This window comes from Veillonella sp. VA137, assembly GCF_003992015.1.
Classification (GTDB): domain Bacteria; phylum Bacillota; class Negativicutes; order Veillonellales; family Veillonellaceae; genus F0422.
The window spans coordinates 87,390-103,670 of the sequence record NZ_RQVK01000004.1; the positions used below are offsets into that span (position 1 = coordinate 87,390).

Consider the following 16,281-nt stretch of genomic DNA (forward strand, 5'->3'; position numbering starts at 1 on the left):
TTTTTTGCAACTTGTTATCACCTTATTTTGTGACTATCATATATAATTTTCCACAAATCGTCAATTATTTTTCATCATGAAACCCATATAAAATAATCATAATAAACTATCTTTCAACCCCTTTCTTCACACTTCTTAACCCATTCTAAACTCTGTTGCTTTTGACACTCTATTACTATCTACTCTTTTATTAAATAAATTTTTTTATCAAGGTGAAAATAAAAAAGCAGATACTGTTTATACAGTATCTGCTAATCGTTGGTGCCGGAGGTGGGACTTGAACCCACACGGTGTTACCCGCTTGATTTTGAGTCAAGTGCGTCTGCCATTCCGCCACTCCGGCTCGTCAACGATATTAGTATACACAGAGCTAGAAAAAATGTCAATCTTTTTTCACTTTTATATTATGCCTAAAACGCAATATAAAATTGCATTTTAGCATCTTTGCATTTTTACTACTTACGTTGACTATAATCCTCACAAGCATCTACAAAAGCTTTTGCTGCCGCTTCACTGCCAGAGAAATTAATGTGTAAATAGGATGCTAACACATTTTTATGTGCATATCCACCTTGATAGGCTTTCGGTTTACGTCCACCTACTAATTCAAAGGCCCAAGGAAATGGACTTTGTGTAGGTGTCATGGTAGAAAAATGAAACTCATGTCCACGCAAAGTATCTTTCACAGACCCTAAGATACTTGGTTCCAACATAGTGGCACTTACATATCCAACCCGTTGTAAGCTTTGTTGCATTTCACAGGTAGCTGGTACAATCCCCACCATCGGATAGGTATTCCCTTCAAAATCAGTCACTGCTTCTGTCATATACATGAGACCGCCGCATTCCGCATAGATTGGCATCCCTTTTTCACTAGCCTTACGTATACTATCTTTAATAGATTCATTTTTCCCCAGTTGAGATAAAAACATCTCTGGAAAACCACCACCAAAAAAGATACCATCTACATCTGGCAAGGATGTATCTTGTAAAGGACTAAAATAATGTAACTCCGCCCCTTCTGCTTCTAAAGCGGATAAGCTAGCTGGATAGTAAAAGGAGAACGCTTCATCAAAAGCGATGCCAATACGTGTGCGTTTTTCTACAGCCTCTACTACCTCCACAGTTTCCACAGACAAGTCCGCCGCATTTTGAGCTAACTCTACCAGGGCTTCTAAATCCACCATGACTTTTACAGCTTCACGAATGGTAGCAATAGCCTCTGTGGGATCAATTTCTGTCACTGGTGTCAATCCTAAATGACGTTCTGGTGATTGCATGCGTTCATCACGACGAATGGCACCTAGTACAGGAACACCTAATTTCTTCATCGCCGTCCGTATCATATATTCATGATTATCCGATCCTAATCGGTTTAAAATAACCCCACCAAATTGTACCTCTGGGTCATAATCCCGAAAGCCTTTAGCAATGGCTGCTGCGCTTTCTCCCATCGCCTTACAATCGATCACTAATACCACTGGTGCATTTAAATCTTTGGCTACTTGCGCAGTGGAACTAACACCTTCACGTCCTCCATCATAAAGACCCATCACGCCTTCTATAATGGAAATATCTGCTGTTTCTGCTTGTCCGGCAAAAAAAGGAATCAATTTATGTGGTGGCACAAGCCAGGTATCTAAGTTGTAACATTCTCTTTGGCTAGCAATTTTATGAAAGCCCGGATCAATATAATCCGGGCCTACTTTAAATGCCTGTACCGCTTTGCCCTGCTCTGTCAAAGCCGCCAAAAGCCCTGCTACAATGGTTGTTTTTCCGACACCTGAGTTGGTGCCTGCTATGACAATTCTTGGTCGTTGTACAGTGTTCATAACATACCTCTTAGCGATCTTTACGTTTCGCCAAAATTGTAGATAAATAGTTTAATTTTGTATCAGATGGCAACGCATCTACATTACGATAGATTTCTTCCTCTGGTAATCCAACACGAGAAATCATCACAGCCTCTTCTGCCATATCATGTTTGCGAAGTGTCTCTTGCACTTCAGAGAAGTTTCTATACACTTTCATAATAACTGCATCATCAGCTACAGCAAGTACAGCATCAATTTTTTCTTTTGGTGCTGTCGCTGGAATAATCGCTAACACTTCCTCTTTTTCTACAATTGGGTAGCCCAAATGGGATCCGATTGCACAAAATGCAGTAACACCTGGAATAGTTTCAATATCAAAACCAGCAGATTCTACTAAGCGATATACATACATATATGTACTGTAAAACATTGGATCCCCCAATGTTAAGAATACAACTTTTTTACCTTCTTCTAGTAATCCAGTAATAATTTTACGAGCTTCTTCCCAACCTTTAGATTGTTCATTATCATCTAATACCATTGGAAATACAACTGGTACGATTTCTGTATGTTCTTGAATATATGGTTCTGCAATATGCAATGCTACAGAACCATCTTTTTTTTCTGTTTTCGGCGTAATGATAACATCTGCTTCTCCCACAATACGAGCAGCTTTCACAGTCATCAACTCAGAATCCCCAGGACCTACACCGATACCATATAATTTACCTTTCATCAGGACACCTCTTTATCTATCAACATTGAACTAGTAAGATTTACTACTTCCAATCTACTATAACTTGTTTAGTATATCATGATTATCCATGAATGTACACGAAATACCCTTCTATGTACTACTAGAAAATCCCTTAGCCATCAAATTATTATGAATTATAATATTATAATCTTTTTTGATATAACCCCTGCATAGCATCTGCCAAATGCTCCACATAAATATCTTGAATTTCTTTGTATTCTCCAAGGCCTTTTTCATAGGATACCACTTCATAGCCTGCTTCTGTTAATCCAGAAAGCAAACTGTCTTCTTCCTCTCCGAATAAATCATTCAATGCATGATCACCACAGACTAATAATAGGGGGTGTAAATGTACTCTTTTACATTCGTGGTCGTCTCGTTCCCATCGTGCTAATATATCTTCAGGTGTTGGAAAATTTTCTAATGTAGCAATGGATGTATTACGGAACCCTTCATATTGTAATTTCAATTGTAGTACTGCATAAGATGCATTTCCTACATTAAACCCACCATGACCTACTAGAAGTAAATCTTCCGTTTCAGGAACATGTAAGGCCTTGATAAAACGATCAATCAATATTTGATAATCGTCTGGCACTTCCCCTTCTTGTCCCATGAAATACAAAAGCGGTCTACCAAATACAATTTCTTGTACAGAGCCTTTTCCGTTGAACTCCATAATATTTTTTCGAAGCTTATCAAACTCTGCACCACCTACTAAATGTGTAGGCTGTACAATGATCCGTTCATAGCCTTCTGCTACAATCGATTCCATAGTCTCAATTTCATTTTGGAATACAATATTTCTATCTTTCAAACGCTTAATGACAATACGTGATGTAAAGGCCAACCTTACTTCATGACTCGGATTTGCTTTACGAATGGCATCTACCACTGGGAAAATTTGATTTTCTCTTGCGCTGTCTACAGTAGAGCCAAAAGATGTGACTAGAATAATCTCTTTCATGTTATACCTCATACTTAAATTAAGAACATACCTATCTATAGTGTAAATTAAAATTGGTGTTCTGTAAAATAAATATAAGTCATTAACCAATCTCTTCCCACACTAATGCATTACGCTACTCTAATATACTCTTCTTATATCTATATACAACACCTTACATAGTAGAGTTCAGGTGAACATAAAAGAGCTATACCCAGTTGCCTTCATAACAACTAAGTATAGCTCGTTTCTTATATTACTTTACAGTAATCGCAATATCATCATTTTCTACTACTACATGAATTGTTTTACCTTCTCCAGCTTTACCTTCTAAGATAGCATCAGAAATTGGATCTTCTACTAACCGTTGGATAGCTCGTTTCAAAGGTCTTGCCCCCATAGCAAAGTCAGTTCCTTCTGCTACGATTTTCTCCATAGCTTCATCAGATACTTCTAATTCCATACCTTGTTCATGTAATCGTGTTGTCACAGATTGCAATAAAATACGCACGATACTTTGCAATTGTTCTGTTTCTAGAGCATGGAATACAATCATTTCATCAATACGATTCAAAAACTCTGGGCGGAAATGAGATTTCACAGCTTGGAGCACATCTTTTTTCATGGACTCTTTATCTTTTCCACTTTCTTCTTCTCCCTTAGCTGCTAAGAATCCCATAGCTGCCGCATCTTCTTTGAGATATTGCGCTCCTAAGTTACTTGTCATAATGATCACGGTATTTCTGAAATCGACTGTGCGACCTTGGTTATCCGTTAATCGTCCATCATCCAAGACTTGTAATAAGATATTAAAGAAGTCTGGATGCGCTTTTTCCACTTCATCAAAGAGAACCACACTATATGGGCGACGACGAACAGCCTCAGTTAATTGACCTCCTTCATCATATCCTACATAGCCCGGAGGCGCTCCCACTAAACGGCTCACCGCATGTTTTTCCATATACTCTGACATGTCGATGCGAATCATAGCATTTTCATCACCAAATAAATTAGATGCTAAGGATCTAGCTAATTCTGTTTTACCAACCCCAGTAGGTCCTAAGAATAGGAAGGAACCAATTGGACGTTTTGGATCTTTTAATCCAGCTCTTGCACGGCGTACCGCTTTCGATACAGCTACGACAGCTTCGTCTTGACCGATGACACGTTGATGCAATTCTTCTTCCAAGCGTAATAAGCGTTCCGATTCTTCTTCTGCCACTCGTGATACAGGGATACCACTCCATTCAGAAACAACAGCGGCTATTTCAGACTCTGTCACTACTAGCTTGGATTCGCTGTCTTTTTTGCTATCTTCTTGTTTTGATGCAATGTCAGATTCTAATTCTTTTTCTTTATCACGAAGTGTAGCTGCTCGCTCAAAGTCTTGGGCTGTAACAGCTGCCTCTTTTTCTTTTTGTACTTGCACTAACTCATCTTCTAAGGCTTTCACATCTGGAGTTGCCGTAAACACAGCCATACGTACTTTAGATGCTGCTTCATCCATGACATCGATTGCTTTATCTGGCAAGAATCGATCTGCAATATAACGACTTGATAAATGTACAGCTGCTGCCAAGGCTTCATCTGTAATTTGTACCTTATGGAATGCTTCGTAGCGATCACGTAAGCCCTTCAAAATAGATAACGCATCTTCTTCACTTGGTTCCCCCACTTGTACTGGTTGGAAACGACGTTCTAAAGCAGCATCTTTTTCAATATGCTTTTTATATTCGTCTAATGTAGTAGCTCCAATCACTTGGAAATTGCCACGTGCTAAGGCTGGCTTCAAGATATTTGCTGCATCCATGGCTCCTTCTGTAGCACCTGCTCCAATCAAAGTATGAATTTCATCAATAAATACAATCATATCATTATGTGCTTGTACTTCATCCATCACTTTTTTCAAACGCTCTTCAAATTCACCGCGATATTTTGCTCCTGCTAACATGGAGCTCAAGCTTACAGAAATAATGCGCTTATCTCGTAATACATCTGGCACATCTCCACTAACAATACGTTGTGCTAACCCCTCTGCAATGGCTGTTTTACCAACCCCAGGTTCACCGATAAGGACTGGATTATTTTTTGTGCGACGGCTTAAAATCTGAATTACCCGTTGAATTTCTGTATCACGACCAATGACAGGATCAATTTTGCCTTGTTTTGCACTTTCATTAAGATCTATAGCATAGTCAGAAATTTCGCCTAAATCACTAGCTGTACCTTGTGTTGGATTAGAACTTGGTTCTTCTCCACCTACAATAGCATTTACTTTTTCTACTACATCTTCTGGACGAATTCCTTTTGCTGCCAATAATTGCATGGCTACCCCACCACCATCGTACAATAGGCCTAATAAAATATGCTCTGTACCGATGTAGTTATGTCCACGACCATTGGCGGCTTGTTGCGCTAAATCCAATACATGTTTCGTACGCGGTGTCATTTGTAATTGGCCTCCACTATGCGTACCTTTACCAACTGCACGAATCACTTCTTGTGCCAATGCCTTTCCTTCTACTCCTAAGGCTAGCAACGCACGTGCAGACACTGATTTTTCTTCTTCCACAAGGCCTAACAACAAATGCTCTGTTCCTACATAATTATGTTTATATTCAACTGCTTTTTCTTGGGCAATTGCTAACGCACGTTTTGCCCCTTCTGTATATCTTTCTATCATTTTCTTCCTCCTTTTGAACCTCGTAACAAGGTATCTTGTATTACTTGTGCCCTTTGACTATCACGTTCTTGCGAGCCCATCGACTCTTTCCCCACTAATTTGGCCAGAAAATTTGGTCTTGTAATGACTAGCATTTCGTGAAAGTTCATGGTCACATCTATTAATTTCATATCTATGCCTAACTGCACATCACTCAATAAGGCCAAGGCTTCTTCTCCTGAAATACGGCGTGCATGGGTCAAAATTCCATAGGACCTCCACACCTTATCTTCAACGCCTTCTTTATCTGTAGTCCATAATTCAGACCGTGCTTTTTCTTCTTCTTTTACAACGCCTTGTACAATCTGTGAAAGTTGTTCAATCGTTGCTTGCTCACTAATTCCCATGGTTTGCTGATTAGAGATTTGATATACATGACCTAATCCCTCAGATCCTTCACCATAGAGACCTCGTACAGAATAGCCCATGCGGATAATACTACGAATAATGCGCTGTAATTTGCCCGTCATTGATAACGCTGGAACATGAACCATCACAGATGCTCTCATCCCCGTTCCTACATTGGTAGGACAGGCAGTTAAGTATCCAAAGTCTTTTGAAAACGCATAATCGTATTTACTTTCTATCACATCATCAATAGCTACCGCTCGTTCATAGGCTTTTTCTAATTGTAATCCTAATTCCATGGACTGAATCCGCAAATGATCTTCTTCATTCACCATAATGGCAATACGAGAATCTTCAGAAATGATGACACTTCGTTCTTGACTCTGGGTCGCCAAATTAGGAGAAATTAAGTGTTTTTCTACTAGCACATCTCGTTCCATAGGACTTAAAGATGCCAAGTTAATTTTTGAAAAGCTTTTACCATAGGCTATTTGCAAAGGGGCAATCATAGACCGCATATACCCATCAACCTTAGCTAAATCATTGATATCTCCTCGATTCGTAAAAGGTATACCTTTAAAATTTCTTGCTAATCGGATACGACTAGATAACACAATACGATGATCTAAGTCGGTTTCTTTCATCCAAGGCGACAATGCCTCATCTAAAATAGTATGTAACATAGCCCCTCCTTAATTTGATGCTTTAGACTGTTCCAAAGACTTAATTTCATCACGAATTTGTGCAGCTCTTTCAAATTGCTCTTCCTTTACCGTCCGAATTAGCTCATTTCGTAGTTGCTTAATAGTTTGCTCTACTTTCAAATCTGCGGCTCCTCGTTGAGGAATGCGACCTTCATAAGAAATAGATCCTTGAATACGCTTAATTAGGGGAACTAAGTGCTGCCGAAACGCCTCGTAGCATCTATCACAACCTAATCGACCTTGATGATTAAATGCCGATATAGTCATGCCACATTGTGGGCAAGTAATCTGTTTGCTATTACCCAATGCACTTTGAGGGTACATAACATTGGCAAAAAATTGATTATTGAAAAAGCTATCATCAAACATAGAGGAAAACATGGTTCCACTTCCCTGCTCTTTTTGATTGGCACATTGTTGGCAATAATGATGCTCCTCTTTTGCTCCATTCACAATAGATGTCATATGAATGTTTGCATTTTCTTTACCACAAGAATCACATTTCATAGTCTACACCTCCTCATTTATAATGTTCATAATGGCTTGATAAAAACGCTCTGCGGCTTCTTTTCTACGTTCCGTTGGCACATCTTGTAAGATTCTAACAAATGCTTCATGTAACATCGCTGCTTCACGCTTTGTAAGACGTGCTTCTTTCATATGTTGGAATAATACTTTGTCAATGTGACCAATTGTAATAACAGGTTCCTCTTCATTACGTTTTTGAGTTTTTTCTAAGGGAATCAGGACTTTTGTTCTTACCGGTTCCATAACTCTAGTAATTGTGATTGAGCCACCTAATCCCCGTCTGGATTGAACAATGAATCCCCGGTCATTTGAAAATCGTGTACTCAGCACATAACTAATTTGTGAGGGCGCACAATCCAAAGTCTCGGCTAGTTCATTTCTCCTTAGCGTAATGCCTTCCTGTTCTTCTAATAGTTTCGTCAGTATAAACTGTTCAATCTTATCTGCTAAAATGCTCATATTATAACCTCATTTCTTCCATTTGTGATGTATTATCTACTATAATGCAATCCTAAATATTCACATCATCAGTCATTATATACACCGAATAGTTGAATTTGACTTTTTGTTCTTTTCTATGGTTAAAGTATATCTGACTTTTTGACTTTTGTCAAATACTTTTTTGACTTTTTGACTATTTAGTTAAAAAATAATGTAGGACACTGTTCGTATATGAATCGTGCCCCACATCGACAGCAAAACAAAATAGGTAGCCCCTCTATTAGAAAGGCTACCTATTGTATATTCTAGCAAGCAACTTCACTCTTACAAATATCATGATTGTGTTTAGTTATATGTGTTGTGTGTTAGGTTTTGTATTATGTGTGTGTTATGTGTGTTAGGTTTGATAGGAAGTTCTCACTTCACAGTAAGAGTGAGTGTAGCAATTATTGACGGCTACCTAATTTGGAGTCCAAGAATAATTGTGCAGAACGGCTATCTTGTGCAAATGTGAATTGATCTACTAGGTCAGTTGCATTCGCTTCTTCTTCTACTTGTTCTTCTACGAACCAGTTCAAGAAAGATACTGTAGCATAATCTTTTTCTTCTAATGCTAATGCATACAAGTTATGGATTTTGCCAGTAATCATTTGTTCATGAGCTAATACAGCTTTTGCTACTTCTAATGGATTAGTCAAAGTAGATGCTGTGTTTTTTACATCACCTAATGTTACTTTTTCATTGTTGCTTTGTAAGTAATCAATGAATTTGAAAGCGTGAGTTACTTCTTCTTGGTATTGTGCACGTAACCATGCGGAGAAACCTTTGAAGTTAGCATCAGCCATAGCTAAGGAAAGAGCTAAATATGTGGATGCTGCATTAAATTCGAAAATTACTTGTTCGTTAAGAGCTTGTGCTACTTTTTGATTCATGTTTTTATACCTCATATATACTTTTTATAAATTGACAATACACTGATGTGTTTCCACATCGTGATTTCATTATAACAGACAAATCGAAATAAATCAATCTTCTTTTTCTATTTTTTTCGATTTTTTATCATTTATTTTATATTTTGATAATGATTGCAAGTTACACAGACTGAAATGCTCAATCATTCATGCATGGCTGACTAAAAGAGAGTATACTATTCATGCAAGAACTTTCATTTTATTATATATAACATTATACACATTGGAGGTGAGATGTATGATGAATCTAATCAGTCGTGCTTTTACTCGAGCAAAACAAAATCTAAGTTCCCATAAAGTAAAAGTGTATGTCGTCTCTGGTTTTCTAGGTGCCGGAAAGACAACATTCATTCAGCAACTCATACAAGAATTACCGGATCCAACAAGAATTTTGATTTTAGAAAATGATTTCGGCCAAGTCAATTTAGATGGAGCTATCCTTCGTGAAAAAGGATATACCGTTCGCGAGCTCACATCTGGGTGCATTTGTTGTAGCTTAGCCGGCGATTTCCGTAGAGCTTTAGTAGATATTTTAGACACTCAAGATGTGGATTATATTATCATTGAACCATCTGGGGTGAGTCAACTATCTGACATTCTAGCTATTTGCAAGGATTCATCTATTGCAAAACGCATTGAGCTCACCGGTTGTGTGTCCATTGTGGATGCCATGCGAGCTCCTATGTACTACAAAAACTTTGGTGTCTTCTTTAAAGATCAAATTGCCTACTCAAGCCAAGTCTTTATTAGCCATCAAGAAGATGAAGATTTGCTACAAAACACCTTGGAAATTATTCGTCTCTTAAATCCAGCTGCACCGATTTACATCGTGCCTTGGAAAGAGATTACACTTTCAAAATATATTTCCATGTATCCACGAGAGCAAGTCATCTCCTCTTTATCACCTGCCAAAAATATTGAAAATCATACAGGTCATCATACAGCACGGAATCACCCCGAGATTCCTCGTCATGACCACATTGCTCATCACGCACAGGCCAAGGATGCTTTCTTAACATGCACGGTAGAATGCACCTTACCTCGCACCATCGATGAATGGAAAGAACATTTGAAAGCCCTCATCGAAACGAATACAACTGGTCATATCTTACGATTGAAAGGTTGCATCCCTCTATCCACTGGAGGGCAAGCCTTAGTACAATACAACGGCACTGGTTTAGAGATTACTCCTACCACATTACATGATTCATATTTAACCATCATTGGTCCATCTTTAAACAATGATGCGTTGCAGTCTTTTATTAATGGAACAATGTAACACCTATGAAAACTATCCCCGCCTATGTAGTGATGGGCTTTCTTGGTTCAGGAAAGACAAGCACTATCACTGCTGGTATTGAAAGTCATAAAATTTCAAATGTTCTTCTCTTTCAATTTGAGCAGGGCTTACAAAGTCCTGCTCTTTCCAACGAAAGAGTACATACTTTCTCCATCGATGATGATCCCAAGAACACTATCTCCGCTTGTCAGCAAGTATTACAAGATCGTCAGTATCGTGAACTTTGGATCGAATGGAATGGCATGGGCTCCTTAGAAAGTTTTGAAGAACTTTTTCTACACTCTCCCTTAGGAGATATGCTAGATATTAAACATATTTATTATGTGACCCATCCAGAATGGGTAGAGTCACAATTACCGTATTTAGGGGAAATTCCCCTTTCACAAATTCGCTATAGCGATACAGTCATACTGGGCAACACTACGCAAGAAAAGGCTAAAGAGTATACTGAATTGGCTCCTAATAGTACTTGGATTACCTGCCAAGATGTGAAGCAATGGCCTATTACAAAACCTATACAAATGTCTAAACCTGGATGGAAACAATATGCGATCATCCCTATCCTATTGGCCTTGGGATATATGTTTTATGCACAGCCTAATTGGGTAACTATGACCACGGCCATCTTATTACAGATGATACCATTCTTGCTTTTAGGGACTGGCATTTCCGTCATCGTAGAACAATATGCCTCTCCCTATCGCATAGAAAAATATTTACATCGTTCTCCTATGTTCGCCTATATACTAGCTATTCTCATGGCTTGTACTATGCCACTCTGTGATTGCGCGGTAATCCCTATCTTACGCAGCCTAACACGGCAAGGTATGGAACCGAAAGTTAGTCTATTCTTTACGATGATTAGTCCTTTGCTAAATCCCATTGTACTACTCTCCACTTATTATGCGTTCCCAAAAGAACCTATGATACTCTGGGGACGACCTTTACTAGGAATTTTGCTAGCTTTTATTGTAAGCCAATATTGTGGCTCTCGTATCTACGGTCGTACCGATGCATTCCCTCCATGGAAACAATTAACTCTAGTAAAATCGCTGTCAAAAGACATAGGATTTTTCGGAAGATTACAAGAAGAAACCTTACGCCTATTGCCCTTTATCATAATTGGGTCTATACTAAGTAGTGGGTTACAATTATTTTTACCTAAACAATGGTTGCAAGATATATCCTTATCTGGTTCCATTTTAGTCATCTTCGGTATGATGGCACTCGCCTTTTGCGTATCCATCTGCTCTACTGCAGATGCCATTATCGCTCGGTCCTTTATGAACGTCATTCCTTTACCAGGAATCTTGGCATTCTTACTGTTTGGACCTCTATTAGACATTAAAAACTACGTCTTATTACGAAATCTGTTCCCTAATTCCTTTGTGAAAGTATATAGTATTTCCATCATTCTGGGAACAACGATTATATGTATACTATTTTCGATCATAGGAGGTTATGCACTATGAAATACATTCCTACAATTAACATTCACGCAGCGGTAGAAATCGTAGCCTCTGCTAGTTGCAGCCTATCCTTGTTATATTTATTAACAACAGGCTCCATCTATCGTTTAATTGCCCCTAATTCCTATATCATCGCTTTGCTATGGGCTTTGACATTATTACTATTATGGAGCACAATCAAAGCAAGCAAAAACATATTCCGTAGATCTTATGGCTCTTCGTATCGAAATGCTATCCTATACGGATTATGTACATTACTATTAAGTCCATCCATCTTCCATGCCCAAGCCTTTGCATTACCAGCGGAAGAGCCTGTGGACCAAGTCATTTCCATTACCAAAGAACCAGTTCCAACAAACGATTATAAAAACATTGGTGATGGTATCGATGATACGCATCGACACATTACATTAACGTCCAGAAATTATTACGATACCATTTTAAAAGTATCTAATCACATTGAAAAATATAAAGGCTATACAGTAACAGCTACAGGCTATATTTCTTATCATGACAAAGCTTTACAAGGCAATGACTTTGTATTAGCTCGTGATTTAATGATTTGCTGCGTAGCAGATATGTCTCCATTTGGATTACCTACAGAGTACTCCTCCACTACACCATTGTTAGAGCATACTTGGTATACAATGGAAGGAACTATCGGCACTCGTAACTTCCACGGTGTAGAACAGCCCTATATCGTAAACAGCAAAATTACACAAGCCGATGCAATTGATGGATATATTTTCCCTAACTAAATATTTATAAATGATAGTGTATAAAGGAGTATGTTATGAACCGTACTATAACAAAATTACTGTCCTATTGTTTCGTTCTTTTTATATTCTTATCATTTACAAGTACTGTTAAAGCAACTGATATCTGGATTAGTAGTTCAGAAAACACCAGTCTTTATATAATGGACGATACTATTTCTTATGGAACATCCTCTACGGGAAAATGGATTACTGTATCCGTAAAAATAGTTAAACACAACCGAGTCATTGAAACAGTAACATGGAATTTCTCAAAATTCAAAACTGATATGTGGAGATACTATACCAACACAATGAGGAGAGATCATACTACTGTCGTAATACCACACCATAAAATATTTGAATATATGATGCATAGAATAGGTTGGACATATACTATTCGTGACAATTTATGGTACTATTAATTCTCTTAACAATTAAAAGCCATACCCCATCTGGAGTACCAGATGGGGTATGGCTTTTTATATGTAATCGTTTTATGAAATTATTGCACTAGGTTACTCACTTTATCAAAGAGCTGTTCTGCTTCTTTGATACGCTGTTCGCTACCCATGACTACGATATGGTTATCTTGCAGTACTTTTTCAATGACATCTGCTAATCCACGTAAGTCTTCTACTGTTGTTTCCAAGACTTGTTGACGGAAAGCAGTCATATTTACTTCATTGGTATTCCCAAAGTATAAGCTCATAGCACGAGCTCCTTGTAGGAATGGTGTATTAGATACATCCAGTCCACTCATAGTACCAATGATATATTTACGCATTTCTCGTGGAGATAAATCTAATTCACGTAAATAGGTCGGCAATCCATCGTACACTTGTAATGTATTTTCTAAGTTTGGATCGCGGTAGGAACAGAATACCATATTACCATTATTATGGAAGTTAGCAAAGGCTCCATACGCTCCACCTTGTACACGAATCAAATTCCACAGATAATCGTAGCGTAACATAGTTTCTAGGACGCTCATAGTACCTGTATGTGTACCACCATGATCACGGAAGTTACCACCTTTTGCCACATATTGCACCTTACCAGATGTAGCTAAGCCTTCATTCACATAGGATTGAGTCATCTCTAGCTGTGCTTCCCAACTATCATCACTTAAAACAGCAGTGATATCGTCTAGATGTGCTAAGAAAGTTTCTAGTTCTTCAGTAGTACCTACAAAAGATACTTCCAAGTTATCTTTACGGAATAAACGTTGTTGTACTTTCATCAATTGTTCTGTCACACCAGCTAGTAATGTTTCATTCTCTAAGACTTCGACTAAACGACGGAAATAGCCTAATGTATCTTGATCTCTAAATTTACCAATTTTCGATACTTTCGCCATAAGCAAGTTAGTAACAATCGTATTACCACGGCGGAATGCTTCTGTATCCCAGATGGCCTTTCCTTCTTTTAATAATTCTACAAGACGTTCTTGACTATCAAACTTTGTACGTCCTACAATCTCTCCAAGTAAAGATGTTAAATGACCAATGTTAGATGCTAACGCCTTACTACGAACAACCGCTAATGGTACAAATGCATCACGTTCATTATGGATAGAGACTGGCAATACATCCATGGTATAGCCACCTAAATGTAGATTTATTTCTTTTGCTATCTCTGCATAGGTAAAACGTTCTGTATCTAGTCGGCCTAATACATCTGACAATAGCTCTGCATAAAATAATTCATCTTCTCGCAAGGATTCCATATTGAAATACAAGCTAACATAGTTAATGCCACGAGCTGGTACATCAATGTGATGCACACGAATACCTTTATGGTCAATTTCACGACGTGGTGTTACTTCTACTACAGGAGAAATATCAGACAATTCTAATAAAGGAATTGTTGCCAGTGCTTCTTCAGAATCTACGGCTTGTTGCATTTCTTTTAATTTCGCTGTTTGATCAATAATATGGGCAATTTCTTCTTCACTCATATTTGATTTAATAGCCGCTAGTTCAGCAGTCTCTTCTTGTTCTTTTTTCTCTTGCAAACCTTTTTCTGGATACAGAGAAACTAAGCCTTTATGCGTGTTATCTAAGATATAGGTACGCAATAATTTTTCATAGAAATCAGTAGATAATCCTTCACGAAGTGCTTTCAATACTGGTTCATATCGTAACAACTCAATAGGATCTTCGTCATATAGCCAATTATCCATCACTCGTAAGCCGTAAGCAAGACCAATTGGACGCCCTCCAAAATCGGCTTCTCGCAAAATGAACTCAATGCGATTTAAGGATGCCTCTAACAATTCCTTATCTAAACCTGCATCTACCAATTGGCGTAATGTGTTTTCCACCACTTCCTGTAACTGTGCTTGTTTTTCGATTTCAGAACCTGTGACACTAATTTCAAATAATGGCTGACGAATCCCATCCATGTAGGAACCGCTTACATCACTACCAATATTTGCTTTCACTAAAGCTTCCTTCAATGGCGCTGAGCCGGATGTAAATAAGGCATGATTCAACACTTCAAAGGCTAAACTTTGAGTAAATGTCATTTCTGGGAATACATAGGTTAAGGAATGAATGGCTTTGCCCTTATCACTTTCATCATTACCAATACCGTATGGGAAAGATGCCACTACTGGTTCAGATAAAGGAGATTGCATAGCAATACTAGAATCTACTTCAATGGCATGGAAGTTTGACAAATATTCCTTATCAATGAATGCTAAGGTTTCTTCAATATTCATATCCCCATATAAATAGATATAGCTATTAGATGGATGGTAATAGGAATCATAGAAAGCTTTAAAGTTTTCATAGGTCAAGTCTGTAATATTATCAGGATATCCACCAGAATCATGCCCATAAGTAGTGTCAGGATATAACAGCGCCATTTTATGATGATCTAATTGAGAATCAGGTGAGGAGTAAACCCCTTTCATCTCGTTATAAACAACACCTTTATAGGTCAATGGATCTTCTGGAGATTCTAACTCATAATGCCATCCCTCTTGCATCACGATCATTGGATCCTTAGCTACACGAGGATAGAATACGGCATCCAAATAGACATCCATCAAATTATGAAAGTCTGTATCATTCTTACTCGCCACTGGATACACAGTTTTATCAGAATAGGTCATAGCATTTAAGAATGTGTTCAGAGAGCCTTTTACGAGTTCCACAAAGGGCTCTTTCAAAGGAAATTTACGGGATCCACACAACACAGAATGTTCTAAAATATGTGCTACCCCTGTACTATCATGAGGGGGCGTGCGGAATGCTACATGAAATACTTTATTTGTATCTTCTGTATCTATGTATAACAAGCGTGCACCAGATTGCTCATGGTGTAACATATAGGCTGTGCCATTTACCTCTTGAACAGGTTCAATTCGCTCTACACGAAAGCCTGTATAGACTGTATCTAACTTCATACTACCTCTTTTCTATCTACTAAACATACAACGGCTCTTACTAGCATACTAGTTCAAACCGTTGTTATATATGTATAACATTTTGTCATAATGCTAACTCATTATATCATG

Annotated in this window: 12 protein-coding genes and 1 tRNA gene; 3 read left to right on the plus strand and 10 right to left on the minus strand. The window is 38.1% G+C overall.

Annotated features, from left to right (window positions below; all coding sequences use genetic code 11):
• Positions 1-259: 259 nt before the first annotated feature.
• The 9 genes from EO116_RS03005 to EO116_RS03045 form a co-directional block, all read right to left on the minus strand.
• Positions 260-343, minus strand: a tRNA-Leu gene (locus EO116_RS03005).
• A gap of 112 nt (positions 344-455) precedes the next feature.
• A complete protein-coding gene (locus tag EO116_RS03010) occupies positions 456-1,832 on the minus strand; it encodes a cobyrinate a,c-diamide synthase (protein WP_127160564.1) in 1,377 nt (458 codons plus the stop codon).
• Between the two features lie 10 nt (positions 1,833-1,842).
• Complete coding sequence (gene cobI, locus EO116_RS03015; protein WP_127160565.1) at positions 1,843-2,550, minus strand: precorrin-2 C(20)-methyltransferase; 708 nt, start codon at positions 2,548-2,550, stop codon at positions 1,843-1,845.
• 163 nt (positions 2,551-2,713) lie between these two features.
• Entirely contained in the window at positions 2,714-3,538 is an 825-nt protein-coding gene (locus tag EO116_RS03020) for a sirohydrochlorin cobaltochelatase (protein WP_127160566.1), read from the minus strand.
• Between the two features lie 235 nt (positions 3,539-3,773).
• On the minus strand, positions 3,774-6,200 hold the full coding sequence (locus tag EO116_RS03025; RefSeq protein WP_127160567.1) for an ATP-dependent Clp protease ATP-binding subunit: 2,427 nt from the start codon (positions 6,198-6,200) through the stop codon (positions 3,774-3,776).
• Positions 6,197-7,270 (minus strand): protein arginine kinase, encoded by a 1,074-nt coding sequence (locus EO116_RS03030; RefSeq protein ID WP_127160568.1) that lies wholly within the window; start codon positions 7,268-7,270, stop codon positions 6,197-6,199. The genes EO116_RS03025 and EO116_RS03030 overlap by 4 nt, the downstream gene beginning before the upstream one ends.
• Before the next feature lie 9 nt (positions 7,271-7,279).
• Positions 7,280-7,798, minus strand: coding sequence for a UvrB/UvrC motif-containing protein (locus tag EO116_RS03035; protein ID WP_127160569.1), 519 nt, complete (start codon positions 7,796-7,798; stop codon positions 7,280-7,282).
• Between the two features lie 3 nt (positions 7,799-7,801).
• Positions 7,802-8,278: a CtsR family transcriptional regulator gene (locus tag EO116_RS03040; RefSeq protein ID WP_127160570.1), complete on the minus strand. Its 477-nt coding sequence runs from the start codon at positions 8,276-8,278 to the stop codon at positions 7,802-7,804.
• Positions 8,279-8,706: 428 nt separating this feature from the next.
• Positions 8,707-9,192 (minus strand): ferritin, encoded by a 486-nt coding sequence (locus EO116_RS03045; RefSeq protein WP_009372173.1) that lies wholly within the window; start codon positions 9,190-9,192, stop codon positions 8,707-8,709.
• 277 nt (positions 9,193-9,469) lie between these two features.
• Between EO116_RS03045 and EO116_RS03050 the strand changes: the two genes are divergently transcribed.
• From EO116_RS03050 to EO116_RS03060, 3 genes are read left to right on the plus strand one after another with little or no spacing between them, the layout of a single operon-like run.
• A complete protein-coding gene (locus tag EO116_RS03050; RefSeq protein WP_127160571.1) occupies positions 9,470-10,510 on the plus strand; it encodes a GTP-binding protein in 1,041 nt (346 codons plus the stop codon).
• A 5-nt stretch (positions 10,511-10,515) separates the two neighbouring features.
• A complete protein-coding gene (locus tag EO116_RS03055; protein ID WP_127160572.1) occupies positions 10,516-12,003 on the plus strand; it encodes a permease in 1,488 nt (495 codons plus the stop codon).
• Positions 12,000-12,758: a TIGR03943 family protein gene (locus EO116_RS03060; RefSeq protein WP_164725870.1), complete on the plus strand. Its 759-nt coding sequence runs from the start codon at positions 12,000-12,002 to the stop codon at positions 12,756-12,758. Before EO116_RS03055 ends, EO116_RS03060 begins: the two co-directional genes overlap by 4 nt.
• Positions 12,759-13,260: 502 nt before the next feature.
• Here the strand turns inward: EO116_RS03060 and EO116_RS03070 are convergent.
• Entirely contained in the window at positions 13,261-16,170 is a 2,910-nt protein-coding gene (locus EO116_RS03070; protein WP_127160574.1) for an insulinase family protein, read from the minus strand.
• Positions 16,171-16,281: the final 111 nt, after the last annotated feature.